At 56.4% G+C, this 26,486-nt stretch carries 26 protein-coding genes; 14 read left to right on the forward strand and 12 right to left on the reverse strand.

Translation table 11 applies throughout. The features are described 5' to 3' along the window. Positions 1-37 precede the first annotated feature (37 nt). Positions 38-1,000, reverse strand: coding sequence for a PTS mannose transporter subunit IIAB (gene manX / locus ACWKXX_RS16700; protein WP_017384327.1), 963 nt, complete (start codon positions 998-1,000; stop codon positions 38-40). A gap of 316 nt (positions 1,001-1,316) precedes the next feature. Here manX and ACWKXX_RS16705 point away from each other — a divergent pair, with 316 nt between their 5' ends. Beyond that, complete coding sequence (locus ACWKXX_RS16705) at positions 1,317-1,475, forward strand: protein YoaL (RefSeq protein ID WP_371286258.1); 159 nt, start codon at positions 1,317-1,319, stop codon at positions 1,473-1,475. Next, the gene (gene yoaE / locus ACWKXX_RS16710) at positions 1,463-3,022 is read left to right on the forward strand and encodes a CNNM family cation transport protein YoaE (RefSeq protein ID WP_006810992.1); all 1,560 of its coding nucleotides are present in this window, start codon (positions 1,463-1,465) and stop codon (positions 3,020-3,022) included. Before ACWKXX_RS16705 ends, yoaE begins: the two co-directional genes overlap by 13 nt. Positions 3,023-3,028: 6 nt before the next feature. On the opposite strand, the gene ACWKXX_RS16715 is transcribed toward yoaE, so the two are convergent. The 4 genes from ACWKXX_RS16715 to pabB all read right to left on the reverse strand — a co-directional run bounded on the left by ACWKXX_RS16715 (position 3,029) and on the right by pabB (position 8,215). Next, on the reverse strand, positions 3,029-4,627 hold the full coding sequence (locus ACWKXX_RS16715; RefSeq protein ID WP_023296795.1) for an EAL domain-containing protein: 1,599 nt from the start codon (positions 4,625-4,627) through the stop codon (positions 3,029-3,031). 129 nt (positions 4,628-4,756) lie between these two features. Beyond that, a complete protein-coding gene (sdaA, locus tag ACWKXX_RS16720) occupies positions 4,757-6,121 on the reverse strand; it encodes an L-serine ammonia-lyase (protein WP_003859920.1) in 1,365 nt (454 codons plus the stop codon). Positions 6,122-6,305: 184 nt separating this feature from the next. Then, positions 6,306-6,884 carry a CoA pyrophosphatase gene (locus tag ACWKXX_RS16725; RefSeq protein ID WP_261666182.1) on the reverse strand — a complete coding sequence of 193 codons (579 nt, stop codon included), beginning with the start codon at positions 6,882-6,884 and terminating at the stop codon, positions 6,306-6,308. Further along, positions 6,881-8,215 (reverse strand): aminodeoxychorismate synthase component 1, encoded by a 1,335-nt coding sequence (gene pabB / locus ACWKXX_RS16730; protein WP_039270572.1) that lies wholly within the window; start codon positions 8,213-8,215, stop codon positions 6,881-6,883. Before pabB ends, ACWKXX_RS16725 begins: the two co-directional genes overlap by 4 nt. 61 nt (positions 8,216-8,276) lie before the next feature. Here pabB and ACWKXX_RS16735 point away from each other — a divergent pair, with 61 nt between their 5' ends. Then, positions 8,277-8,459, forward strand: coding sequence for a YoaH family protein (locus ACWKXX_RS16735; RefSeq protein ID WP_003859925.1), 183 nt, complete (start codon positions 8,277-8,279; stop codon positions 8,457-8,459). Between the two features lie 5 nt (positions 8,460-8,464). Here ACWKXX_RS16735 and ACWKXX_RS16740 read toward each other — a convergent pair whose 3' ends face one another. Further along, complete coding sequence (locus tag ACWKXX_RS16740) at positions 8,465-8,809, reverse strand: RidA family protein (RefSeq protein ID WP_454540835.1); 345 nt, start codon at positions 8,807-8,809, stop codon at positions 8,465-8,467. A 133-nt stretch (positions 8,810-8,942) separates the two neighbouring features. Between ACWKXX_RS16740 and ACWKXX_RS16745 the strand changes: the two genes are divergently transcribed. From ACWKXX_RS16745 to rnd, 5 genes are all read left to right on the forward strand, one after another. Beyond that, positions 8,943-10,853 carry an ATP-dependent DNA helicase gene (locus ACWKXX_RS16745; RefSeq protein WP_023303884.1) on the forward strand — a complete coding sequence of 637 codons (1,911 nt, stop codon included), beginning with the start codon at positions 8,943-8,945 and terminating at the stop codon, positions 10,851-10,853. A 66-nt stretch (positions 10,854-10,919) separates the two neighbouring features. Beyond that, the gene (gene tsaB / locus ACWKXX_RS16750; RefSeq protein ID WP_261666183.1) at positions 10,920-11,615 is read left to right on the forward strand and encodes a tRNA (adenosine(37)-N6)-threonylcarbamoyltransferase complex dimerization subunit type 1 TsaB; all 696 of its coding nucleotides are present in this window, start codon (positions 10,920-10,922) and stop codon (positions 11,613-11,615) included. 37 nt (positions 11,616-11,652) lie between these two features. Then, entirely contained in the window at positions 11,653-12,234 is a 582-nt protein-coding gene (locus tag ACWKXX_RS16755; protein ID WP_023303883.1) for a Slp family lipoprotein, read from the forward strand. A gap of 203 nt (positions 12,235-12,437) precedes the next feature. Then, entirely contained in the window at positions 12,438-14,123 is a 1,686-nt protein-coding gene (gene fadD / locus ACWKXX_RS16760) for a long-chain-fatty-acid--CoA ligase FadD (protein ID WP_017693264.1), read from the forward strand. 83 nt (positions 14,124-14,206) lie between these two features. Continuing rightward, positions 14,207-15,322, forward strand: coding sequence for a ribonuclease D (gene rnd / locus ACWKXX_RS16765; RefSeq protein WP_126514059.1), 1,116 nt, complete (start codon positions 14,207-14,209; stop codon positions 15,320-15,322). Positions 15,323-15,408: 86 nt separating this feature from the next. Here the strand turns inward: rnd and minE are convergent, their stop codons facing one another. Genes minE through minC form a run of 3 tightly spaced genes read right to left on the reverse strand, consistent with a single transcriptional unit; the run spans position 15,409 to position 17,221 of the window. Next, positions 15,409-15,675, reverse strand: coding sequence for a cell division topological specificity factor MinE (gene minE, locus ACWKXX_RS16770; protein WP_003859937.1), 267 nt, complete (start codon positions 15,673-15,675; stop codon positions 15,409-15,411). Positions 15,676-15,678: 3 nt separating this feature from the next. Next, positions 15,679-16,491, reverse strand: coding sequence for a septum site-determining protein MinD (gene minD / locus ACWKXX_RS16775; protein WP_003859938.1), 813 nt, complete (start codon positions 16,489-16,491; stop codon positions 15,679-15,681). 22 nt (positions 16,492-16,513) lie between these two features. Then, positions 16,514-17,221 (reverse strand): septum site-determining protein MinC, encoded by a 708-nt coding sequence (minC, locus tag ACWKXX_RS16780; protein WP_017384318.1) that lies wholly within the window; start codon positions 17,219-17,221, stop codon positions 16,514-16,516. Positions 17,222-17,344: 123 nt separating this feature from the next. Here minC and ACWKXX_RS16785 point away from each other — a divergent pair, with 123 nt between their 5' ends. The 3 genes from ACWKXX_RS16785 (at position 17,345) to ACWKXX_RS16795 (ending at position 18,861) form a co-directional block, all read left to right on the forward strand. Next, on the forward strand, positions 17,345-17,620 hold the full coding sequence (locus ACWKXX_RS16785) for a YcgL domain-containing protein (RefSeq protein WP_261666184.1): 276 nt from the start codon (positions 17,345-17,347) through the stop codon (positions 17,618-17,620). Positions 17,621-17,667: 47 nt separating this feature from the next. After that, positions 17,668-18,327, forward strand: a complete 660-nt coding sequence (locus ACWKXX_RS16790; protein ID WP_047063172.1) for a fumarylacetoacetate hydrolase family protein — start codon at positions 17,668-17,670, stop codon at positions 18,325-18,327. 93 nt (positions 18,328-18,420) lie between these two features. Then, complete coding sequence (locus tag ACWKXX_RS16795; protein WP_015570314.1) at positions 18,421-18,861, forward strand: YcgN family cysteine cluster protein; 441 nt, start codon at positions 18,421-18,423, stop codon at positions 18,859-18,861. Between the two features lie 99 nt (positions 18,862-18,960). Here the strand turns inward: ACWKXX_RS16795 and dsbB are convergent, their stop codons facing one another. Beyond that, a complete protein-coding gene (dsbB, locus tag ACWKXX_RS16800) occupies positions 18,961-19,491 on the reverse strand; it encodes a disulfide bond formation protein DsbB (RefSeq protein ID WP_017693268.1) in 531 nt (176 codons plus the stop codon). A 46-nt stretch (positions 19,492-19,537) separates the two neighbouring features. After that, positions 19,538-21,076, reverse strand: coding sequence for a Na(+)/H(+) antiporter NhaB (gene nhaB / locus ACWKXX_RS16805; protein WP_017693269.1), 1,539 nt, complete (start codon positions 21,074-21,076; stop codon positions 19,538-19,540). A gap of 201 nt (positions 21,077-21,277) precedes the next feature. Between nhaB and fadR the strand changes: the two genes are divergently transcribed. Further along, on the forward strand, positions 21,278-21,997 hold the full coding sequence (fadR, locus tag ACWKXX_RS16810; protein WP_015570315.1) for a fatty acid metabolism transcriptional regulator FadR: 720 nt from the start codon (positions 21,278-21,280) through the stop codon (positions 21,995-21,997). A 113-nt stretch (positions 21,998-22,110) separates the two neighbouring features. Here the strand turns inward: fadR and ACWKXX_RS16815 are convergent, their stop codons facing one another. After that, on the reverse strand, positions 22,111-23,643 hold the full coding sequence (locus ACWKXX_RS16815; protein WP_017384314.1) for a SpoVR family protein: 1,533 nt from the start codon (positions 23,641-23,643) through the stop codon (positions 22,111-22,113). Positions 23,644-23,964: 321 nt separating this feature from the next. On the opposite strand from ACWKXX_RS16815, the gene ACWKXX_RS16820 reads away from it, so the two are divergent. Next, positions 23,965-25,263, forward strand: a complete 1,299-nt coding sequence (locus ACWKXX_RS16820; RefSeq protein ID WP_032619534.1) for a D-amino acid dehydrogenase — start codon at positions 23,965-23,967, stop codon at positions 25,261-25,263. 9 nt (positions 25,264-25,272) lie between these two features. Continuing rightward, on the forward strand, positions 25,273-26,343 hold the full coding sequence (dadX, locus tag ACWKXX_RS16825) for a catabolic alanine racemase DadX (RefSeq protein WP_023296789.1): 1,071 nt from the start codon (positions 25,273-25,275) through the stop codon (positions 26,341-26,343). The last annotated feature ends 143 nt before the right edge of the window (positions 26,344-26,486 follow it).

The raw sequence follows: 26,486 nt of genomic DNA on the forward strand, positions 1-26,486 counted from the left end.
CTATTACATAAGCTCTATATGAAAAACCGGCCCGGGCTTATTTCCCCACTTTGCCGATCAAATCCATCATTTTCAGTTTCTGGTCCGTGGAAACCTTACGGGCTTCCAGTTCGATACCGCGTGCATTCAGTTTGTTGAAGGCCTCGATATCTTTCGCATCCACTGAAATCGCGTTGTTGACCTGCGTTTTGCCCTGACGGAATGCCATACCGCCAATGTTAACGGAGGTGATTTTCACGCCGCCTTCAACAATGCGTTCGACGTCTGTCGGGTTGGTGAAGAGAAGCATCACGCGCTCACCCGCATATTTCGGGTTGTTGTAAACGCGGATCATTTTGGCGACATCCACGACGTGCGCGGTGACGCCCGGCGGTGCAACCTGGGTAAGAAGGGTTTTACGGACAGTGTCGGCGGCCACTTCGTCACTGACCACGATGATGCGTTGTACGTTGGTCTCTTTGGTCCAGCGTGTTGCCACCTGGCCGTGGATCAGACGGTCATCAATACGCGCAAGGCCGATAACCATGTAATCGTTCGGACCCATTGGCTTCGCCGGTGCTGCCGCCCTTGGTGCAGCAGGGGCAGGGGCCGGTTTTTCAACCGGCTGCGCTTTCAGCGCCTTCACGCCTTCGCGACCGGTTTCCACCGCCAGTGCCACCAGTTCATCAAAACCTGGGTTGTCGTCACGCGCCATGAAGGTTTCCACCAACATCGGGATATTCACCCCGGCGACGACTTCATAATGCTCTTTATCGACGACAATGCGGCTGGCAGCGTTGAACGGGCTGCCGCCCCATGTATCCACGAGAAACAGCACGCCTTTGCTGGTATCCAGCTTCTCAAGCTGAGCAGTGTATTTTTCAATCAGCGTCTCGGCATTTTCACCGGGAACGAAATCGATCCAGCCGACGTTTTCCTGCTCGCCCAACAGCATTTCTGCCGTTTTGAGTAACTGCTCCGCAGCCCAACCATGTGTGCCTATGACAATAGCAATGGTCACTTGCTACCTCCTTTTATTATCATGTATACGTCTGCCAGGCAGGCGTACTGAGAATCGTATTGGCGAACCGAATCGATTCAGATAAGGGTTAGAGTTCAAAAAACTAAGACTTCCGCGAATTATTTTAGATAGTGAAAAAATAATTTATGTGATGAAGATCCGTAATTTAGCTACGCCTTACAGATTTTTCTTTAAGTTAATCCGCGTGTGTTACAGAAGTTTGCAAAGGAACGTAAATCTTTGCTAAAAACCAATTGTCTCTGATATGTTTAGCGTCCGTTTAATTATTCAGGAGTATAGGGCTACAGCCCACTATATGGACCGTCACCGACGTCAGTCATCTTCCAGGCCATTCCGCGCCTTATTCATCGGCGATCTTCGCCACGCATCGACTCTCATTCCCTTTGAAATGCCCGAAATTAGCGGGGCACCGTTTTGTCATTCCTTTAGCAGGAGCGTGTCATGGAATTCTTAATGGACCCGTCAATCTGGGTAGGCTTGCTTACGCTGGTCGTGCTGGAGATCGTTCTCGGTATTGATAACCTGGTGTTTATCGCCATCCTCGCGGATAAGCTCCCGCCGAAACAGCGTGATAAAGCCCGTCTGATCGGCCTCTCGCTGGCGCTGATCATGCGTCTGGGCTTGCTGTCTGTGATCTCGTGGATGGTTACCCTGACGAAGCCGCTGTTCACCGTCATGGATTTCACCTTCTCCGGCCGCGATTTAATCATGCTGGTGGGGGGACTGTTCCTGCTGTTCAAAGCCACAACAGAGCTGCATGAACGGCTGGAGAACCGGCAGCACGATGATGGCCACGGTAAGGGTTACGCCAGCTTCTGGGTGGTTGTTCTCCAGATTGTGGTGCTTGATGCGGTCTTCTCTCTGGATGCGGTGATTACGGCAGTCGGCATGGTGAACCATCTGCCGGTGATGATGGCGGCGGTGGTGATTGCGATGGCGGTAATGCTGCTGGCGTCAAAACCGCTGACGCGTTTCGTCAACCAGCATCCGACGGTCGTTGTGCTGTGTCTGAGCTTCCTGCTGATGATTGGTCTGAGCCTGGTGGCAGAAGGGTTTGGCTTCCATATTCCGAAAGGCTACCTGTACGCCGCGATTGGCTTCTCGATTCTGATCGAGCTGTTTAACCAGATTGCGCGCCGTAACTTTATTAAGCAGCAGTCGAATCAGCCGCTGCGAGCCCGTACCGCAGATGCGATTCTGCGACTGATGGGCGGACGTCGTCAGGTCAACGTGCAGGCTGATAACGAGAACCGTAACCCGGTTCCGGTGCCGGAAGGCGCGTTTGTGGAAGAAGAACGCTACATGATCAACGGCGTGCTTTCGCTGGCTTCCCGCTCCCTGCGCGGCATTATGACGCCGCGCGGTGAGATCAGCTGGGTGGACGCCAACCTGAGCGTCGACGAAATTCGTCAGCAGCTGCTCTCCTCGCCACACAGCCTGTTCCCGGTCTGCCGGGGTGAGCTGGATGAGATTATCGGTGTCGTACGCGCGAAAGAGATGCTGGTGGCGCTGGAAGAGGGCGTTAACGTCGAGGCCGTAGCGGCCGCGTCGCCCGCCATCGTAGTACCGGAGACGCTGGATCCGATCAACCTGCTGGGCGTATTGCGTCGTGCCCGCGGGAGCTTTGTTATCGTCACCAATGAATTTGGTGTGGTACAGGGCCTGGTGACGCCGCTGGACGTGCTGGAAGCCATTGCCGGTGAATTCCCTGATGCGGATGAAACCCCGGAAATCGTTGCCGACGGTGACGGCTGGCTGGTGAAAGGCACCACCGACCTGCACGCGCTCTCGCACACGCTGGGCGTCGAAAACGTGGTCAATGATGATGAAGACATTGCCACCGTCGCGGGGCTGGTGATTGCCGTTAACGGGCAGATCCCGCGTATTGGTGATGTGCTGGAGCTGCCGCCGCTGCAAATTACCATCGTCGAAGCCAACGACTATCGCGTTGATATGGTGCGTATTGTTAAAGAGCACTCTGCACACGACGAAGAAGAGTAACGCTATCTAGCGTAACGGCAGTAAGGGCACGATGTGTCCGTTGTGACGGGCTGGCGGAGAGTGACTTTCCGCCAGCCATTTCGGAAACTCGCGCAGCGGCATTGGCCGCGCATACAAGTACCCCTGCAAAATATGTACGCTGTGACGGCGCAGGTAGCGTGACTGCTCCTCGGTTTCCACCCCTTCCGCAACCAGTTCAATATTCAGCCGCTGACCCAGCGCAATAATAATATCCGTTACCGTTGAGTTCACGGCGTCGGTGCCGATCGCGGTGGTGAAGGATTTATCAATTTTCAGCACATCCGGATGCAGTTTTTCTAGCCATGAAAGTGAGCTGTTGCCGGTACCAAAATCATCAATCGCAAGTTTCACCCCTTTGCGGTGCAGCTCCCGCACTATGCGGTAATCCACATCCAGCAACGCATCGCGTTCGGTTAACTCCACGATCAACTGTTGTACAGGGCTGGCGTTAAACCAGATGCGGTTGAGATCCTGGATCAGCGCAGCGCGGCGAAAATGGCTGGCGGCCACGTTAATGCCGATATGGAAATCGCGCGAAGCCGGGAAATAGCCTATCTGCCGCACCGTTTCGCTGATGACGTAGCGGGTAAGCGGAACAATCAGGTTATGTTCTTCGGCCAGAGGGATAAAGACATCGGGCGAAATCCATCCCTGACGCGGGTTGTTCCAGCGCAGGAGGATCTCGACGCCGACGCATTCCCGGGTGCGAGCATTCACCAGCGGCTGGCAGAAGAGCTCAAACTCCCGGGCCGCAATTCCCATATTGATTTCCCAGGTGAAACTGATGCGCCGCGCGGTGGCGAGCCAGGCGATATAGCCCATCAGTAAGCTGAGCATTAACGCCAGCGGCAGCTGGGTGGGCAGATTTTTTAACGCCATTTCGCCAGGCCCGGGGCCGCTCACCGTGACGCTGAAAGGGTAATGCTGTGACGATTGTTCCAGCAGGGAGGCGTTTTCATCGAAGGTCGGCGTAGTCGTCACCTGTTGCCCGTCGCGGAGGAAGTTATCTCCTACTCTCAGGACAACGTCGGTGATCTGCGGCCGCTGCGGCTCGAGAATCATTTTAGTGATGAGATCGATATTCACCACCTCCATCACCCCGTCGTTGCCGTCGCTCGCGAGGGGAGACCACTGAATCAGTACCGGGCTGCCTTTTACCAGCCACCGATCGGTCAGCAGCAACAGCCTGGATTCACTGACCGGCAGCTCCGGCACAAACTCACTGACGGGCACATTACGGCTGCCAAAGACGCTTGAGCAATACAGTATTCCGTCTTGAATGAGGGCGATGGAGCGTACGGTCTGGAGGAGCGCCGCCTGTTTTCGCAGGATCAGATTTGCTTCGGAACAGGGTATGCCAACCAGTGAAAGTAGCGTTTCCCGCTGGGCCTCTAACGAAAGAAGCACCTTATCAAGCGCACGCACGGTGTGGTGGGTAAAGTCGTGGATCCGATCCTGATTTATGTTGCGCTGTGAAATAAAGCGAATACCCAGCGTCAGGACGAGCGTAACGAGCGCAACCGTGACACAGACGATAACGCGTTTTCGGCGATAGTCTTTAATGATCGTTTGTGCAGTTTGCATGAACGGTCGCCTGTTAAGCACCGGCCGGAAAAGCCAGACGCAACAGTGACAGTGTAGTGGGGAATACGTGAAGCGACGAGACGAGAGGGGAAAATTCGCCCATCCGTTGCAGATGGGCGAAAGGAAGGCTTAGTCGCACTGCACCTTAATGGCCAGACCGCCGCGCGAGGTCTCACGGTACTTCGCGTTCATGTCCTTGCCGGTTTCGTACATTGTTTCAATAACCTTATCCAGCGACACGCGTGGCTCGCTGGTACGGCGCATCGCCATACGTGAGGCGTTGATCGCTTTGACGGAGGCGATGGCGTTACGCTCAATGCACGGCACCTGCACCTGGCCGGCAACCGGGTCACAGGTCAGACCGAGGTTGTGCTCCATACCGATTTCCGCCGCCACGCACACCTGCTCAGGGCTGGCGCCCAGCAGTTCCGCCAGACCCGCTGCTGCCATAGAGCAGGCCACGCCCACTTCACCCTGACAGCCTACTTCGGCACCAGAGATGGACGCATTCATTTTGTACAGCGCGCCGATAGCACCTGCCGCGAGGAAATAGCGGATATAGATGTCCGGCGTCACGGGCTCAATAAAGTGATCGTAATAGGCCAGCACCGCCGGAACGATACCGCACGCGCCGTTGGTTGGCGCCGTCACGACGCGACCACCCGCTGCGTTCTCTTCGTTAACCGCGAGGGCAAACATGTTCACCCAGTCGACCACGTTCATTGGGTCATTGGAGAACTTGTCGGTAGTGACCAGCATGCGGCGCAGAGCAGAGGCACGACGCGGCACGCGCAGTGGCCCAGGCAGAACACCCTCGGTGTTCATCCCGCGGTCAATACAGGCGCGCATGGTTTGCCACACGTTAGCAAAATAGTCTTCGATCTCTTTCTTGCTGTGCAGCGCCAGTTCGTTCTGCATCACCATGCCGGACAGGGACAGACCGGTCTCTTTGCAGTAGCCCAGCATCTCGGTGGCCGATTTAAACGGATAGGGCACATTGACGTCGCCCGCGCTCTCTTTACCAAAGTGTTCTTCGTCAACGATAAAGCCGCCGCCGATGGAGTAGTAAGTTTTGCTGTAGATCTCTTTTTCGCCACTCCAGGCGTGGATGGTCATGCCGTTTTCATGCAGCGGCAGGTTGTCGCTACGAAAACGCATCCCGTCATCCTGCGGGAAGTCCACTTCGTGCTGGCCGTTAGCCAGCAGCAGGCGACCGCGCGTTTCCACGTCGCGGATAAATGCCGGAATGGCATCAATATCAACTGTGTCCGGCATATTGCCCGCCAGACCCATAATAATGGCGATATCGGTGTGGTGGCCTTTACCCGTTAATGACAGTGAACCGTAAACGTCTACGGCGACACGGGTAACGCTTTCCAGTAATCCTTTTTCGACCAGATCATCGACGAACTGTTTACCGGCCTTCATCGGCCCTACAGTGTGGGAAGAAGATGGACCAATCCCCACTTTGAACATGTCGAATATACTAATCACTTTCACACTCCTGACAGGGTTACTGGGGTTCCAGTAACGATGTTATAACTGCGCATAGTGTAAGAGGGAACACCAACCTCGGCTTAACTATTCACATGAATTAAACTAATGGTTAACGATGGTTTTGCTAATAGCGCGACGCCGATCGCAAACCTGCCAGAAAAGGGTGGAATGTAAAGTATAGTCAAGGCTTCAGGCCGATTTGCAGGGCCAGCTCACGAATGATGCCTGCCGTCATGCCCCAGACAAAATAATGCTGATACCACGACAGCCAGACCCGATGATCGTGTCCGCGGCGGTGAATATCCAGCGGGTGATAGCGGCCCAGACGAAGGGCCTCTTCCAGCGGCATTTCGAACACCGCTGAAACTTCATCGACGCTGGCGTGATACTTAAGGTCGGGCGGAATAATGCCAACGACCGGCGTGACCTGAAAACCGGTTACGCTGTCCACTGGCGGCAGCACGCCGATCACCTCGACCGTCTCCGGGGGGATCGCCACTTCCTCATGCGCTTCGCGCAGCGCGGCGGCAATCAGGGATGCATCGGTGCTGTCCACCGCGCCGCCCGGGAACGCAACCTGACCGGCGTGTTTTCGCATATGCGGTGAGCGCTGGGTAAGCAACAGACCCGGCTGCTCACGACGCACGACCGGTATCAGCACCGCCGCCTGACGTTGATTCAGCGTGGCACGGTTAACCTGGGGCCGCAGAAGCTGAAAGCGCGACAGAAAATCATCCAGCGTCAGGTTGTCTTTCTTCACCGTGAGTTCTCCAGTTGTTTCAGGATACGATTCACTTTATCAAAGGTTTCCTGATATTCCGCCTCCGCCTGGCTGTCGGCCACAATGCCACCGCCTGCGGAACAGTACAGGTTACCGTCGCAGGCCGTCAGGGTGCGAATAGTGATGCTGGTATCCATGGTGCCGCACAGACTCACATAGCCGATGCTGCCGCACCAGGCGTTGCGGCGATGCGGTTCCAGTTCGTCGATGATCTCCATCGCCCGGACCTTCGGCGCGCCGGTAATGGAGCCGCCCGGAAACGCGGCGCGGAGCAGATCGCAGGCGGTTCGCGAGGCCGGCAGACGTGCGGTGATGGTGCTGACCAGATGATGCACCGCCGGGAATGGTTCCACGACGAACAGCTCCGGCACGCGCACGCTGCCCGGCTCGGCGACGCGGCCAATATCATTGCGCATCAGATCGACAATCATCAGGTTTTCAGCGCGATCTTTCGGCGAGGCCGCCAGCGTCTCCGCCTGCTGACGGTCGGCGTCGGCATCGGCAAGGCGCGGCAGGGTGCCCTTTATCGGGCGGGTCTGAATCATACCGTCAGCCAGGTGAATAAAACGCTCAGGTGAAAGGCTGAGGATGGCGCCGTGTTCAAGGCGTAAAAATGCGCTGAACGGGGCCTTATTGCTGGCATTGAGGCGGGTAAACGCCTGCCATTCGTCTCCCTCGTATGCCGCCTGGAAACGCTGGGCGAGGTTGACCTGATAACAGTCGCCGCTGTGAAGATACGCCTGCACGCGGGAGAATTTTTCCGCGTATTCCTCCGCGCTCATGTTCGAGCGCCAGCCGGAGGTTAGCATAAAGCGTTCCGGGGCGGCGGGCCGTTGCGCCTCAAGCCAGGCCAGACGCGCCTGCACGTCCCGGTGGCTTAGCAGAGAAACTGTCTGCTTACGGTGATCCACGATCAGCGCCCAGTCATAGAGCCCCACCGCCATATCCGGCAGGGAAATATCCGCCTGCGCATGCTCGGGCAGCTTTTCGAAACGGCGACCCAGATCGTAACCAAACAGGCCCAGCGCGCCCCCCTGGAAAGGCAGATCCGGATCCGGTGTGGCAGAAAAGCCCAGAGCATGGATCTCGTTCTGGAGCCGCATCAGCGGATCGTCAGTTGGCGACAGCGCATCGGTCGTCAGCGTTTTAACCGGGTCGGCCACCAGAATATCAAAGCGGCTGTAGGGATGATCCGCATGCCCGGAGTGCAGGAGCATCGCAAAAGGCAGGTGGCTCAGACGGGCAAACCAGAACTCGGCGGCGTCTGCACGCCAGGGCAAGGTCATAACAGTGGGGAAGCGCATGTTCATGTATGGCATACTACCGGGCAGCGTGAAATAATTAGCGCGAATAATTTAGCAGGAGTTAACGATGTTTGCAGGTTTACCTTCTCTCAGCCATGACCAACAGCAGAAAGCCGTTGAACGTATTCAGGAGCTGATGTCCCAGGGGATGAGCAGCGGACAGGCAATTTCCCAGGTCGCGGAAGAACTTCGCGCCACCCATACCGGCGAGCGGATCGTGGCGCGCTTTGAGGATGAAGATGAAGAATAACCGGCTTACACTGCCGCGATAATCTTGATCTCAACCTTATATTCCGGTTTCATCAGCGTGGCCTGTACGGTGCAGCGTACAGGCGCGTGACCCGCCACGCCCCACGCATCCCAGGCTTTATTCATCGCCGCGAAATCGTCTTTATTCGCCAGAAAAATCGTCGCATCCAGAATGCGGGATTTGTCGCTGCCCTGTTTTTCCAGTACGGCGTCGATCTGCGCCAGGGTGTTGGCGGTCTGTTCGAAGGCGTCGGCGTCCAGATTGGCAGGGACGCCGGTGTAGTACAGCGTCTGGTTGTGGATCACCACGTCAGACCAGCGGGCTTCGGCATCAATGCGCGTAATTGTCATAAACGTATCCTCGTTATCTTTCGTCGTCAGGCGGCAAGACTGCCATAATGTTCCGCCGTCGTCACTATTTGGGGTGGCACCGGAGAGAAGGGGCTGACATAATCCCTGTGCAAAAATACAGTGAGAGAACACCGTGGCAGACGATTTTTCCCCAGAAGGTCAGTTAGCACAGGCTATTCCCGGCTTTAAACCGCGCGAACCCCAACGTCAGATGGCGCATGCCGTCGCGCACGCCATCGACAAGGCGCAGCCGCTGGTCGTGGAGGCCGGCACCGGTACGGGGAAAACGTATGCTTACCTCGCTCCTGCGCTGCGGGCGAAAAAAAAGGTGATCATCTCTACGGGATCAAAAGCGCTCCAGGATCAGCTCTACAGCCGCGATTTACCCACGGTGGCGAAAGCGCTGAAATACAAAGGGCGTCTGGCCTTGCTGAAAGGGCGTTCTAACTACCTGTGTCTGGAGCGTCTTGAACAGCAGGCGCTGGCGGGCGGTGACCTGCCGGTACAAACCCTGAGCGATGTGATCGTCCTGCGCGCCTGGGCCAACCAGACGGAGGAGGGGGACATCAGCACCTGCGCGAGCGTGCCGGAAGACTCCCCGGCCTGGCCGCTGGTGACCAGCACCAATGACAACTGCCTCGGCAGCGACTGCCCGCTGTATAAGGACTGTTTTGTGGTGAAAGCGCGTAAAACCGCGATGGACGCCGACGTGGTGGTGGTGAACCATCACCTGTTTCTTGCGGATATGGTGGTCAAGGACAGTGGTTTCGGCGAGCTGATCCCGGAGGCGGAGGTGATGATCTTCGATGAAGCCCATCAGCTACCGGACATCGCCAGCCAGTATTTTGGTCAGTCGCTCTCCAGCCGTCAGCTTCAGGATCTGGCGAAAGATATTACCATTGCCTATCGCACCGAACTCAAAGATACCCAGCAGTTGCAGAAGTGCGCGGACCGCCTGGCGCAATGCGCACAGGATTTCCGCTTACAGCTTGGCGAGCCGGGCTATCGCGGCAACCTGCGCGAACTGCTCGCAGACAAAAATATCCAGCGCGCGCTGCTGCTGCTCGATGATGCCCTTGAACTCTGTTACGACGTGGCGAAGCTGTCCCTCGGACGTTCAGCGCTGCTGGACGCCGCTTTCGAGCGCGCCACGCTCTACCGTGGGCGGCTGAAGCGGCTGAAAGAGATCAACCAGCCGGGCTATAGCTACTGGTACGAATGTACCTCGCGCCACTTCACCCTGGCGCTCACGCCGCTGACCGTTGCTGATAAATTCAAAGAGGTGATGGCGCAAAAGCCCGGCACCTGGGTCTTTACCTCGGCCACGCTGTCGGTCAATGACGATCTGCACCACTTTACCGAGCGCCTCGGCATTGAGCAGGCGGAATCCCTGCTTCTGCCGAGCCCGTTCGACTATGAGAAACAGGCGCTGCTGTGCGTGCCGCGCAATCTGCCGCTGCCTAACCAGCCGGGCGCGGCGCGCCATCTGGCGGCCATGCTGAAGCCGATGATTGAGGCCAACAACGGGCGCTGCTTTATGCTCTGCACCTCACACGCCATGATGCGCGATCTGGCCGAGCAGTTCCGCGCCACCATGACGCTACCGGTGCTGTTGCAGGGGGAAACCAGCAAAGGCCAGCTGCTCCAGCAGTTTGTCAGCGCCGGTAATGCCCTGCTGGTGGCGACCAGCAGCTTCTGGGAAGGGGTGGACGTGCGCGGCGATACGCTCTCGCTGGTGATTATCGATAAGCTGCCGTTCACATCGCCGGACGATCCGCTCCTGAAAGCGCGCATGGAGGATTGCCGTCTGCGCGGGGGCGATCCGTTCGACGACGTCCAGCTGCCGGACGCGGTCATCACGCTTAAACAGGGGGTAGGGCGACTGATCCGCGACGTCACCGACCGCGGGGTGCTGGTGATCTGCGACAACCGCCTGGTGATGCGTCCCTACGGCGCCACCTTCCTCGCCAGCCTGCCGCCCGCGCCGCGCACGCGGGATATTAAACGCGCGGTCCGCTTCCTGGCGAACCCGACGGCGGAGTAATTCTTCCCGGAGTGTGTTAAGATGCGCGCCATTTTGTGACTGACCATTGCGAGAGCGCGACGACTGATGCGAATTCTGGCTATTGATACCGCGACAGAGGCCTGTTCCGTTGCCCTGTGGAACGACGGTACGACTTTTGCTCATTTTGAAGAGTGCCCACGGGAACACACCCAACGTATTCTGCCCCTGGTAAAAACCATTTTAACCGAGGGCAACACCGCCCTGACTGACCTCGACGCGCTGGCCTACGGCCGTGGTCCGGGCAGCTTTACGGGCGTACGTATCGGGATTGGCATTGCGCAGGGGCTGGCGCTGGGCGCTGACCTGCCGATGATCGGCGTCTCAACGCTTGCGACCATGGCTCAGGGCGCCTGGCGGATGACCGGGGCCACCCGCGTGCTGGCTGCGATTGATGCCCGCATGGGGGAAGTCTACTGGGCGGAGTACACCCGTGACGAAAACGGCGTCTGGCACGGCGAAGAGACGGAAGCGGTGCTTAAACCTGAAGCCGTCACCGGGCGCCTGAAGCAGCTCTCCGGTGAGTGGGCGACGGTCGGAACCGGCTGGCCGGCATGGCCTGAGATGGCGAAGGACACCGGCCTTACGCTGGTGGACGGTAACATGCTCCTGCCCGCCGCAGAAGATATGCTGCCGATTGCCTGTCAGCTGCTTGCCGCAGGAAAAACCATGGCGGTTGAACATGCTGAACCGGTTTATTTACGAAACACCGTCGCGTGGAAGAAACTTCCTGGCCGCGAATGAATCTCAGTAACAGGAACTGAGAAAAAGGAGTCGCATCATGGCGGTTCAGACTAAAGTTGTACGCTTTCTTATGGCAGGCGCGGTTGCCATAGCACTGAGCGGGTGCGTCACCGTTCCTGATGCGATCAAGGGCACCAGCCCGACGCCACAGCAGGATCTGGTACGCGTGATGAATGCCCCGGAGCTGTATGTCGGGCAGGAAGCGCGGTTTGGCGGCAAGGTGGTTGAAGTGATAAACCAGCAGGGTAAAACCCGGCTGGAGATTGCCACTGTCCCGCTGGACGACGGCGCGCGGCCTGTTCTGGGTGAAGCCTCGCGCGGGCGGATCTACGCTGACGTCAGCGGCTTCCTCGATCCGGTAGATTTCCGCGGGCAGCTGGTGACCGTCGTCGGGCCGATTACCGGTTCGGTGGCGGGGAAAATCGGCAATACGCCATACAAATTTATGACCATGCAGGTGAACGGCTACAAACGCTGGCGTATCGCCCAGCAGGTGGTGATGCCGCCACAGCCAATCGATCCGTGGATGTGGGGACCGCATCCGTATCGTTACGGCTACGGTGGCTGGGGTTGGTACAATCCAGGCCCTGCACAGGTTCAAACAATCGTAACTGAGTAACTTACTGTTATTGTTAGGAAAGAGACAGCGGCTCAGCCGCTGTCTCTGTTTTTTTACGGATAAAACGAAAAAAAAGAGTGACGCGCTTCGCAACCTGCAATCTGAACAATTAATAAACTGGTACGCTGAGTTAATATAATGTTAACAAACTGTTTATTATCGGGGCTGTGATGACGACGAACACTCATTTCAGAGGTGATGCATTGAAAAAGGTTTGGCTTAACCGTTATCCCGCGGATGTCCCTGCGGAGATCAATCCTGACCGTTATCAATCCCTGATTGAATTATTTGAACACTCGGTACGGCGTTACGCTGACCAGCCTGCATTTGTGAATATGGGCGAAGTGATGACCTTCCGTAAGCTGGAAGAGCGCAGCCGGGCGTTTGCAGCCTATTTACAGGAAGGGTTGGGCTTGCAGAAAGGGGATCGCGTCGCGCTGATGATGCCAAACCTGCTGCAATACCCGGTGGCGCTGTTCGGGATCCTCAGGGCAGGGATGATCGTGGTTAACGTTAACCCGCTCTATACCCCGCGCGAGCTGGAACATCAGTTGAATGACAGCGGCGCGGCGGCGATTGTGATTGTCTCCAACTTTGCCCACACGCTGGAAAAAGTCGTTGAAAGAACCCAGGTTAAACACGTCATCCTGACGCGCATGGGCGACCAGCTCTCTACCGCGAAAGGTACGCTGGTCAACTTTGTCGTTAAATACGTTAAGCGGCTGGTGCCGAAATACCACCTGCCGGATGCCATCTCTTTCCGCCGCGCCCTGCATGCGGGCTACCGGATGCAGTACGTGAAGCCGGAGATCGTGTCCGAGGATCTGGCCTTCCTGCAATACACCGGCGGTACCACCGGCGTGGCCAAAGGGGCGATGCTGACCCACCGTAACATGCTGGCGAACCTTGAGCAGGTTAATGCCACCTACGGGCCGCTGCTGCATCCGGGCAAGGAGCTGGTGATCACCGCGCTTCCGCTGTATCACATTTTTGCGCTGACCATGAACTGCCTGCTGTTTATTGAGCTTGGCGGTCAAAACGTATTGATCACCAACCCGCGCGACATTCCGGGGCTGGTCAAAGAGCTGGCGAAATACCCGTTCACCGCCATGACCGGCGTGAACACCCTGTTTAACGCGCTGCTTAACAATAAAGAATTCCAGCAGCTCGATTTCTCCACGCTGCACCTCTCTGCGGGTGGCGGGATGCCGGTTCAGCAGGCGGTTGCCGAGCGCTGGGTGAAACTCACCGGGCAGTATCTGCTGGAAGGCTATGGCCTGACGGAGTGCGCCCCGCTGGTCAGCGTTAACCCGCATGATATCGACTATCACAGCGGCAGTATCGGTCTGCCGGTCCCGTCGACGGAAGCAAAACTGGTGGATGATGAGGATAACGAAGTGCCTCACGGTGAGCCAGGAGAGCTGTGCGTCAGAGGGCCGCAGGTGATGCTGGGCTACTGGCAACGTCCGGATGCCACGGATGAGATCATCAAAGACGGCTGGCTGCACACGGGCGACATCGCGGTGATGGATGACGAAGGCTTCCTGCGCATCGTCGATCGCAAGAAAGATATGATCCTGGTGTCAGGGTTCAACGTCTATCCGAACGAAATCGAAGACGTGGTGATGCAGCACAGCGGCGTGCTGGAAGTGGCGGCGGTGGGCGTTCCTTCCGGCAGCAGCGGTGAAGCGGTGAAGATATTTGTGGTCAAGAAAGATCCTTCTCTGACCGAGGATGCGCTGATAACGTTTTGTCGCCGTCAGCTGACCGGCTATAAAGTGCCGAAGCTGGTGGAATTCCGGGATGAGCTGCCGAAATCCAACGTCGGGAAGATATTACGACGAGAATTACGTGACGAAGCCCGTGCCAAAGTGGACAATAAGGCCTGAGCTTCACGTTAATCGCCCAGACGCCGGTTAATCCGGCGTTTTTTATGGGCGCAAACAAAAGAGAGTCCGATTTGAATTACCAGATGATCACTACCAACGACGAGCTGGCTTCGCTGTGCGAGGTGACGCGTGAATTTCCCGCTATCGCCCTGGATACGGAATTTGTCCGCACCCGAACGTACTATCCGCAGCTGGGTCTGATTCAGATGTATGACGGCAAACACGTGTCGTTGATTGACCCCCTCGGCATTACCGACTGGGCACCAATGCGCGAGCTGTTGCTGGATACCGCCGTGACCAAATATCTGCACGCGGGCAGTGAAGATCTGGAAGTATTTCTCAACACCTTTGGCATCATGCCGCAGCCGCTGATTGATACCCAGATCCTCGCGGCGTTCAGCGGTCGTCCGCTCTCCTGGGGTTTTGCGGCGATGGTGGAAGAGTACACCGGTCTGACGCTGGATAAGAGCGAATCGCGTACCGACTGGCTCGCGCGTCCGCTGACGGCGCGTCAGCTTGAATACGCCGCGGCAGACGTCTTTTATCTTCTTCCAATTGCCGGCCAGCTCATGAAAGAGGCTGAGGCGTCCGGTTGGCTGTCTGCCGCACTGGACGAGTGCCGCATGACGCAGCAGCGTCGCCAGGAAGTGGTTGATCCGAAAGAAGCCTGGCGTGACATCACCAACGCCTGGCAGCTGCGCACCCGTCAACTGGCCTGTCTGCAATTGCTGGCTGACTGGCGTCTGCGTAAAGCGCGTGAGCGCGATCTGGCGGTTAACTTCGTGGTGCGTGAAGAACACCTGTGGGCGGTGGCGCGCTATATGCCGGGTAGCCTTGGTGAACTGGACAGCATTGGCCTTTCCGGAAGTGAGATCCGTTTCCACGGTAAAACGCTGATCGCGCTGGTAGAGAAAGCTCAGCAGCTGCCAGAGGACGCACTGCCAGAACCGCTGCTTAACCTGATGGATATGCCGGGCTACCGCAAGGCGTTCAAAGACATCAAAGCGCTGGTGCAGACGGTGGCGGGGGAAAGCAAACTGAGTGCCGAACTGCTGGCTTCACGTCGTCAGATTAACCAGCTGCTGAACTGGCACTGGAAGTTGAAACCGCAAAATGGTTTACCGGAACTGGTCGCCGGATGGCGGGGGGAACTGATGGCCGAACGCCTGAATACCCTGCTGGAAGGGTATCCGCGCTAAAGAATTGTAGCCCCGGTAAGCGCAGCGCCACCGGGGAAATTGCCGGGCGTCGCGATGCTTACCCGGCCTACAAAACCACAAATAGATTAACGCGACTCTTCCGCTTCCGGAAGCGTCACGTTCAGCTCCAGAATCGAAATATCCCCGTCTTTTTGCTCCAGCTGAACGGTGACCATTTCCGGGTCAATCTGCACGTATTTGCAGATCACTTCCAGAATGTCTTTGCGCAACTGCGGCAGGTAGTGCGGTTCGGCGTCGCTACGACGACGTTCCGCCACAATGATTTGCAGACGTTCTTTTGCGATGTTGGCGGTGCTTTTTTTCCGCGAGAGAAAAAAGTCCAGTAATGCCATAACTTATCCTCCGAACAGGCGTTTGAGGAAACCTTTCTTCTCTTCTTCAATGAAGCGGAAAGGACGTTCTTCTCCCAGCAGACGGTCAACGGTATCCGCATACGCTTTACCTGCGTCTGCCTGTGTATCCAGAATCACGGGCTCGCCCTGGTTAGAGGCGCGCAACACGGACTGATCTTCCGGGATCACGCCAACCAGTTTGATGCGCAGGATCTCCAGCACGTCTTCCATGCTTAGCATGTCACCTTTGTTCACCCGGCCAGGGTTGTAGCGGGTCAGCAGCAGGTGCTCTTTGATTGGCTCCTGGCCATTTTCCGCGCGACGGGATTTCGAGGCCAGAATGCCGAGAATACGGTCGGAGTCACGTACTGACGAGACTTCCGGGTTGGTGGTGATGATGGCTTCATCCGCGAAGTAGAGCGCCATCAAAGCCCCGGTTTCGATACCGGCCGGGGAGTCGCAGACCACGAAGTCGAACTCCATCTTTTTCAGATCGTCGAGCACCTTTTCCACGCCTTCGCGGGTCAGGGCGTCTTTATCACGGGTCTGGGACGCCGGAAGAATGTAGAGGTTCTCGGTACGCTTATCTTTAATCAGCGCCTGGTTAAGGGTGGCATCGCCCTGAATGACGTTCACGAAGTCATACACCACGCGACGCTCGCAACCCATGATCAGGTCCAGGTTACGCAGACCGATATCGAAGTCGATTACGACGGTTTTCTTTCCCTTCTGGGCCAAACCAGTAGCGATGGCCGCGCTGGAGGTGGTCTTGCCAACGCCTCCTTTACCCGAAGTCACAACAATAATGCGTGCCATAGAAATTCCTTGTTAAAAGGGATCAATTTAACGGTTGAACGGTCAAAGCGTTATCTGCCAGTTGCAGACGGGCCGCTTTGCCATAAAATTCGGCTGGGATTTTATCGCTCAGCCAATATTCACCTGCGATAGACACCAGTTCTGCCGTCAGGTGAGTACAAAAAATTTGTGCTTCTCGATCGCCGCTGGCGCCCGCAAGCGCACGCCCACGCATCATACCGTAAACGTGAATATTGCCATCTGCAATCAGTTCTGCGCCCGCACTGACGTGACTTGTAACAATCAGATCACAGTTTGGCGCATAAATGCGCTGACCGGAACGAACCGGCAGATCAATCAATCGCGTTTTTGTGACTGGGGCTACATTTTGCGCCGGAGGCGGGGGAGCGGGAACGGTTGCAGGCGTTGCACGTGGGGCTTTTTCTTTGCCCTCGTTTAACAAGGGCAAACCCGCACGTTCGATTTCGGCTTTTAACTCTGCGTCTTTGCAGCCGCTAATGCCCACGATGCGCAACCCCGTGGAGGCGACGGCCTGCTGGAGTCGCTTCCAGTTAACCGGCCCCTCAAGGTCGCTTACATTGACGACAACAGGAGCATGCTTAAGAAAAGCGGGAGCCTGCGCGATTTTGTCTTCTAACGCCTGACGAATAACCTCGGGTTTTGCATCATGCAAATGAACCACTGATAAGGTGAAGCTACTGCCTTTAAGCTCGATGGGCGTATTTGACATCCTGGCCTTACTCAATTTGCTATTAACCGCAACACATCGCCGCGATATTCCGAAGAGTATCAGGCATGTTATAGTCAGGAGTATATTGAGGCAAGCAACCACCCATTAATTCAGAGTAAAAACATGTTTTGTGTGATCTACAGAAGTACCAGCTGCGACCAGACCTACCTTTATGTCGAAAAGAAAGACGATTTTTCCCGCGTGCCTGAAGAATTAATGAAAAGCTTTGGCCGACCGCAGCTGGCGATGCTGCTGCCGCTGGACGGCCGTAAGAAGCTGGTGAACGCCGATCTTGAGAAAGTCAAAAAGGCGTTAATCGAGCAGGGCTATTATTTACAGCTTCCGCCGCCACCGGAGAATTTATTAAAACAGCACCTTGAGCTGAGCGGAAAGAAATAAGCCCGGGTCCTTCCGGGAACAACTCATCAACCGATTAGGGGTCGACCATGTATCAACATCATAACTGGCAAGGTGCATTACTGGATTATCCCGTCAGCAAAGTGGTCTGCGTGGGCAGCAACTATGCAAAACATATTCAGGAGATGGGCAGCGCCGTGCCGGAAGAGCCGGTTCTGTTTATTAAGCCAGAAACCGCACTGTGCGATATTCGCCAGCCGCTGGTTCTGCCGCAGGGACTGGGTTCGGTGCATCATGAAGTGGAACTGGCGGTGCTGATCGGCGCGACGCTGCGCCAGGCAACTGAAGAGCATGTAGAGAAGGCGATTGCGGGTTACGGTGTCGCGCTCGACCTGACGCTGCGTGACGTCCAGGGCAAAATGAAGAAAGCGGGGCAGCCGTGGGAAAAAGCCAAGGGTTTTGATAATTCATGCCCGATTTCCGGTTTCGTTCCGGTGAGTGAATTTACCGACGATCCGCAGAACACGCAGCTCAGCCTGAAGGTCAACGGCGAGATCCGCCAGCAGGGAACAACCGCTGACATGATCCATAAGATCGTTCCGCTGATTGCCTACATGAGCCGCTTCTTCACCCTGAAACCTGGCGACGTGATCCTCACCGGCACTCCGGAAGGTGTGGGGCCGCTGCTTAGCGGCGACGAACTGGACGTCAGTTTTAACGGCCTGTCGCTGAAAACCCGCGTGCTGTAAAAGCACCTTGCCGCCTGAAAAGGGCGGCAAAACTTGCATCAACGTGCCAGACTCGTTATAAGGTGCGCTCTATTTTGACGTGTGGACATCCCGATGAACGACATTCCTTTCTGGCAAAGCAAAACTCTCGACGACATGACCGACGCGGAGTGGGAATCGTTGTGTGACGGCTGTGGGCAGTGCTGCCTGCATAAGCTGATGGATGAAGATTCGGACGAGATCTATTTCACCAACGTAGCCTGCAAGCAGTTAAACATCAAAACCTGCCAGTGCCGCAACTATGAGCGCCGTTTCGAATATGAGCCGGACTGCATCAAGTTAACCCGTGAAAATCTGCCGACCTTTGAGTGGCTGCCGCATACCTGCGCGTATCGCCTGCTGGCGGAAGGAAAAGATCTGCCCACATGGCATCCGCTGTTGACGGGGTCGAAAGCGGCGATGCACGGTGAACGTATTTCCGTGCGCCACATTGCGGTGAAAGAGTCCGAGGTGCGCGACTGGGAAGACCACATTATGAATCACCCTAATCGGTGATAATAAAAAACCCGCCGAGGCGGGTTTTTTATTGTGCGCAATTTTGTCGGGTGGCGCTGCGCTTACCCGATCTACAAAACTGACGTTGCCGTTTTGCTTTTACCTTCCAAAAAGATCGCGTTTCTTTGGTTTGAACGGCTGGGCAATCAGCACCAGCAGCGCCACCACAAAGTAGGCGACAAAAATGCCCACCAGCCACTGCGGCATCTCCAGCGTCAGGAATTCCCACTGGCGTACAGAGCAGTCACCGGAGGCCACAAACACCTGCGGCAGCCATTTATCCAGCGGCAGCCAGCTCGGGAAGCGGGCGGCAAAATCGCAGGTCATAAACGGCGACGGGTGAAGCTGCATCTGGGTGTGCTCCCAGGCAAGCGCAATCCCTTTCCCGGCGCTGTACAGCCAGATGGCAATTGCCGCATAGCGTAACGGTGATTTGGGTGCAATCGCACCTACCAGACCCGCGCCCATAATGCCGAACAGCGCACAACGCTCATAAATACACAGTACGCAAGGTTTCAACCCCATCACATGCTGAAACCACAGCGCGACCATTTCCAGCGCAAAGGCGGTCAGGGCCATCAACAACCACGCTCCGCGACCGCGTGAGCACTGGTTCAAAAATCGCAACATAATCATTTCCCTGGAACATGCTTAGACAGCGCAGTGTAAACGAATTTTAATGCGCCGCAAGTATACCTGCTTGCAATAACCATTGCGTACAGGGAACGAGAGTAATTTTGATGCACAGCAAACCAACCAGGGTAAGCACCAGCGTATACGGCAGCGCCATCCAGACCATTCTTCCATAAGAAAGTCGTATGAGTGGTGCCAGCGCCGAGGTCAGCAGGAAGAGGAATGCCGCCTGACCGTTCGGGGTTGCCACGGAGGGGAGGTTGGTTCCGGTGTTGATCGCCACCGCCAGCAGCTCGAACTGTTCACTGCTGACAATCCCTTGCTCCATCGCGGCTTTGGCCTCATTGATGTATACCGTCCCGACAAAGACGTTATCGGATATAGAGGACAACAGACCGTTAAACAAATAGAACAGCGTTAGCTGCGAATCTGGCGTAGCCTGAAGCACAAACGCGATGATCGGCGCGAACAGATGTTGGTCAATAATCACCGCCACGACCGCGAAAAACACCGCCAGCAGGGCGGTAAACGGCAGCGCTTCGGTAAAGGCTTTTCCGATAGCATGTTCGTCCGTAACGCCGCCCAGGCTGGTTGCAAGGATAATTACCGACAGGCCAATCAGCCCCACCTCGGCAAGGTGGAAGGCCAGCGCAGCGATAAGCCACACGCCGATGAAACCCTGTGCAATCAGACGCAGCGTCTCCTGGCGCGTGCGTTGTTTGCGGCTCTGCTCGTCAAACTTATGCAGCTCCTGGCGGACCTGATCGGGCAACTTAGCGCCATACCCAAAGAGGTTGAATTTTTCGACCAGCACACAGGTTGCTAACCCGCAGACCAGCACGGGCACGCTGACGGGCGCCATGCGCAGGAAAAATTCGCCAAAATGCCACTCAGCCGCTTTGGCGATAATCAGGTTTTGCGGCTCCCCGACCATGGTCATCACGCCGCCCAGCGCCGTCCCCACGCCCGCATGCATCATCAGGCTGCGCAGAAACGCGCGGAACTGTTCCAGCACATCGCGGTTGTGCGCCTCAACGTGACTGTCGTCCTGCAAGTTATCGCCAGGACGAGACGAGGCCACCCGGTGGTAAATCCCGTAAAAGCCGACGGCGACGCTGATCACCACCGCAACGACCGTCAGCGCATCCAGGAAGGCAGAGAGGAAGGCCGCGGCGAGGCAAAACGCCAGCGAGAGCAGCGTTTTCGATGGAATGCTCAGCAGCAAACGGGTGAAGATAAACAGCAGAAGCTGCTTCATAAAGTAGATCCCCGCCACCATGAAGATCAGCAGCAGCAAGACTTCAAGATTCGACGCTATCTCGTTTTTAACATGCTCCGCGCTGGTCATTCCAATGACCACGGCTTCCAGCGCCAGCAGCCCGCCGGGCAACAGCGGATAGCACTTCAGCGCCATCGCCAGGGTAAAGATAAACTCGGCGACCAACATCCACCCGGCAACGAAGGGATCCAGCAAAAAGATAACGGGATTAACGACCAGGAATACCAGTAAAGTAAGTTTGTACCAGTCAGGTGACTGACCTAAAAAGTTGCGCCACAGCGCGCGCCCAAATGAAATTTCCACGACAGACGTCCTTTACCCGTCAAATAAGACAAGACATCAGTATACGCAAAAATGGCGGCAGAGCGGGGGATTAAGCCATTTGTAAATTTCATAAAAATGAAACGGCGATCCCTCTTTTCTGTCTCTGCTGCGCTATCTGCCTCTGCGCGCCTCTGGTATGATGAGTGCAATTTGCTAAAGCTGTGTAATGGAAATCTCACTATGGTCATTAAGGCGCAGAGCCCGGCGGGTTTCGCGGAAGAGTACATCATTGAAAGCATCTGGAATAATCGTTTCCCTGCGGGATCAATTCTACCTGCTGAACGCGAACTCTCTGAACTGATTGGCGTCACCCGTACCACGCTGCGAGAAGTGCTCCAGCGTCTGGCGCGCGATGGCTGGTTGACGATACAGCATGGCAAACCCACTAAGGTGAACAACTTCTGGGAAACGTCCGGGCTGAACATTCTGGAAACGCTGGCGCGTCTCGACCACGAAAGCGTACCGCAGCTGATTGATAATCTGCTTTCCGTGCGCACCAACATCGCCACCATTTTCATCCGCACCGCGTTTCGTCAGCATCCTGAAGATGCGCTGAAAGTGCTTGCCACCGCTAATGAGGTGGAAGACCACGCGGATGCCTTTGCGACCCTGGATTACAATGTGTTCCGCGGTCTGGCGTTTGCTTCCGGCAATCCGGTTTACGGTCTGATCCTGAATGGAATGAAAGGGTTATATACGCGCATTGGTCGTCACTATTTTGCTAACCCTGAAGCCCGCAGCCTGGCGCTCGGCTTCTACCATAAACTGAGCAAACTCTGCACCGAAGGGCTGCACGATCAGGTCTATGAAACGGTGCGTCGTTACGGCCACGACTCCGGTGAAATCTGGCATCGGATGCAGAAAACGCTGCCGGGTGATTTAGCGATTCAGAGTCGCTGAAATAAAAAACCTCTCGATTGAGAGGTTTTTTTCGCCGGGTGGCGGCTTCGCCTGACCCGGCCTACAGGTCCCGTAGGCCCGGTAAGCGTAGCGCCACCGGGCAAAAAATCCCACTACAGCGTATTCAACCGCGCCGGACACCGGTCCAGCAGCTCCACGCTGCCATCTTCGTTCTGCTGCTCCAGCAACACGTCAAATCCCCACAGGCGATGCACATGCTTCAGCACTTCCTTACGCCCCTTATCCAGCGGCGCGCGGTTGTGCGGAATATAGCGCAACGTCAGGGAGCGGTCGCCGCGCAGATCCACGTTCCAGACCTGAATGTTCGGTTCAAGATTACTCAGGTTGTACTGGGATGACAGGCGCGAGCGGATCTCGCGATAACCCTCTTCGTTGTGGATCGCGGAGATCTCCAGGTAGTTGTTGCGGTCATCATCCAGTACGGTGAAGAAGCGGAAATCACGCATGATCTTCGGCGACATGAACTGGCTGATAAAGCTCTCATCCTTAAAATCACGCATCGCGAAGTGCAGCGTTTCCAGCCAGTCGGAACCGGCAATATCCGGGAACCAGTATTTGTCCTCTTCGGTGGGCGACTGACAAATACGCTTGATATCCTGGAACATGGCAAAGCCGAGCGCGTACGGGTTAATGCCGCTGTACCACGGGCTGTTATATGCCGGCTGGAATACCACGTTGGTGTGGCTGTGCAGAAACTCCATCATAAACCGCTCGGTGACTTTTCCTTCGTCGTACAGGTGGTTAAGAATGGTGTAGTGCCAGAAGGTCGCCCAGCCTTCGTTCATCACCTGGGTCTGCTTCTGCGGATAGAAATACTGGCTCACCTTGCGCACGATGCGCAGGATCTCACGCTGCCACGGCTCCAGCAGTGGGGCGTTTTTCTCCATAAAGTAGAGCAGGTTTTCCTGCGGCTCGGAAGGGTAGCGACGCGCCTCGGCGACGGTTTTCTCCTCTTCACGTTTCGGCAGGGTGCGCCACAGCATATTCACCTGGCTTTGCAGATACTCCTCGCGGCTCTTCTGCCGGGCTTTCTCTTCTTGCAATGAGATCTTCTGCGGACGCTTATAACGATCAACGCCGTAGTTCATCAGCGCGTGGCAGGAGTCCAGCAGCTTCTCCACCTCGTCCACGCCGTAGCGCTCTTCGCAGTCGGTAATGTATTTGCGGGCGAAGATCAGGTAATCGACGATGGAGCTGGCGTCCGTCCAGCTGCGGAACAGATAGTTATTTTTGAAGAACGAGTTATGTCCATAGCAGGCGTGCGCCATCACCAGCGCCTGCATGGTAATGGTGTTCTCCTCCATCAGATAGGCAATACACGGGTTAGAGTTAATGACGATTTCATACGCCAGTCCCTGCTGCCCGTGCTTATACAGCCGCTCTGTTTCAATGAATTTTTTGCCAAACGACCAGTGCGGATAGTTAATTGGCATCCCGACGCTGGAGTAAGCGTCCATCATCTGTTCCGAGGTGATGACTTCAATCTGATGGGGATAGGTATCCAGACGATAGAGTTTGGCCACCCGGTCGATCTCCGCCAGGTAGACATCCAGCAACTCGAAGGTCCAGTCGGGTCCATCGCTCAGACGGGTGCTGTCCCTGGACATGGAATCTAGTGTAGCCATTAGCGCGCCCTCGTTGTTGGTCGCTCTCTCTGACTGGAGAGCCTCCTTTCAAGCATAGATCACCCCATTCAAATACGCGGGGCGCAGAAATTTTTTCTTTGCGATTTCGCGTTTTCGATACGGCAAATAAAGCGGTGCTCACAGAATTTTCTACTGGTTAAAAATAACGCGCAGCAGGAGATCCCAAATAAGCGCCATCCCATGATACAGCGGGATATGTGAGTTGAGTCACCATAAAAAAGTCATATGTTGAATAATATTTTCAACTAGGTTATCAATCTGTAATTAGATGATTGTTCTTTTGCTCATAATGGAGTGGCTATGCGTGTTGTCATACTGGGAAGTGGTGTCGTTGGCGTAACCAGCGCCTGGTATTTAAGTCAGGCGGGACATGAGGTTACCGTTATCGATCGCGAATCCGGTCCGGCGCTGGAAACCAGTGCGGCGAATGCGGGGCAAATCTCTCCGGGCTACGCTGCGCCGTGGGCGGCCCCGGGCGTTCCGCTGAAGGCGATCAAATGGATGTTTCAGCGACATGCGCCCCTGGCGATCAGCCTTGACGGCACGCAGTTCCAGCTTAAGTGGATGTGGCAGATGCTGCGCAACTGCGACACCCGCCACTATATGGAAAACAAGGGGCGTATGGTGCGGCTGGCGGAATACAGCCGCGACTGCCTGAAGGCGCTGCGTGCCTCAACGGGCATTGAATATGAAGGGCGTCAGGGCGGCACGCTTCAGCTGTTCCGTACCCCGCAACAGTACGAAAACGCGACCCGCGATATCGCCGTGCTTGAAGATGCGGGCGTACCGTATCAGCTGCTGGAAGCCAGCCAGCTGGCGCAGGTGGAGCCAGCGCTTGCCGAGGTCGCGCACAAGCTGACGGGCGGTCTGCGTTTACCGAACGATGAAACCGGCGACTGCCAGCTATTCACCCAGCGTCTGGCGCGCATGTGTGAGCAGGCCGGGGTGAAATTCCGCTTCAATACTTCTGTCGACAAACTGCTGTCGGAAGGTGAGAAGATTTACGGCGTGAAGTGTGGGGAAGAGGTAATTAAAGCCGATGCCTACGTGATGGCGTTTGGCTCCTACTCAACCGCGATGCTGAAAGGGATCCTGGATATCCCGGTCTATCCGCTGAAAGGCTACTCCCTGACCATTCCTGTGAAAGAGGACAGCGGCGCGCCGGTCTCGACCATTCTTGATGAAACCTACAAAATCGCCATCACCCGCTTCGATAACCGGATCCGCGTCGGCGGCATGGCGGAAATCGTGGGCTTCAATACCGAGCTGCTCAAACCGCGTCGTGAAACGCTGGAGATGGTCGTGGGCGATCTCTTCCCGCGCGGCGGCTTCATTGAGCAGGCGACGTTCTGGACCGGCCTGCGCCCAATGACCCCGGACGGCACGCCGATTGTGGGCCGTACACCATACAAAAATCTGTGGACTAACACCGGCCACGGCACGCTTGGCTGGACCATGGCCTGCGGTTCGGGCCAGCTGCTGAGCGACCTGATCTCCGGACGGACGCCGGCAATTCCGTTTGACGATTTGAGCGCCGCACGCTATCAATCAGGGTTTACCCCATCGCGTCCACAACACCTGCACGGCGCGCATAATTAAGGAGTCGTCATGTCCCGTCCCATTCTGGCCCAGCTGGATTTGCAGGCGCTGAAGGATAACCTGCAAATTGTTCGCCGTGCTGCGCCGGGTTCTCGTGTCTGGTCGGTGGTGAAAGCCAACGCCTACGGTCATGGTATCGACCGTATCTGGAGTGCGCTCGGCGGCACCGATGGTTTTGCCTTGCTGAATCTGGAAGAGGCCATCCTGCTGCGCGAGCGCGGCTGGAAAGGACCGATCCTGCTGCTGGAAGGATTCTTTCATGCGCAGGATCTGCCTCTGCTGGATAAGTACCGCCTGACGACCAGCGTTCACAGTAACTGGCAGATCAAGGCCATCCAGGACGCGAAGCTGCATGCCCCGCTGGATATCTATCTCAAAGTGAACAGCGGGATGAACCGTCTGGGCTTCCAGCCTGAACGGGTGCATACGGTCTGGCAGCAGCTTCGTGCGCTGAAAAACGTCGGTGAGATGACGCTGATGGCGCACTTCGCCGATGCGGAAAAGCCGGACGGCATTGCCGATGCCATGGTCCGCATTGAGCAGGCGGCAGAAGGTCTGGACTGTCCGCGCTCGCTGTCGAACTCAGCGGCAACGCTCTGGCATCCCGAGGCGCACTACAACTGGGTACGTCCGGGGATCGTACTGTACGGCGCGTCACCCTCAGGTCAGTGGCAGGATATTGCCAACAGCGGCCTGAAGCCGGTGATGACGTTACGAAGCGAGATTATCGGCGTGCAAACCCTGAAAGCGGGCGATACGGTGGGCTATGGCAGCCGCTATCGGGCAGCAGGTGAACAGCGCATCGGTATCGTGGCGGGGGGCTATGCAGATGGTTATCCGCGCATCGCCCCGAGCGGCACGCCGGTGTGGGTCGATGGCGTGCGCACCGGCACGGTAGGTACCGTCTCCATGGACATGCTGGCCATCGATTTGACGCCGTGTCCCCAGGCGGGGATCGGCTCACCGGTTGAGCTGTGGGGCAACGAGGTTAAAATTGATGATGTGGCCGCTGCGGCGGGCACCGTCGGGTATGAGCTGATGTGCGCGCTGGCGTCAAGAGTGCCTGTTGTGACGGTGTAACATGTGTGTGTGCCGGGTGGCGGCTTCGCCTTACCCGGCCTACAAAAGCCCGAACGTAGGCCGGGTAAGCGTTAGCGCCACCCGGCAAAAAAGCAGCTACTCCGCCTCCTCCTCCATCGGCCTTACGCCGACTTTGCGCACCG

This window comes from Enterobacter sp. UPMP2061 (assembly GCF_053709615.1).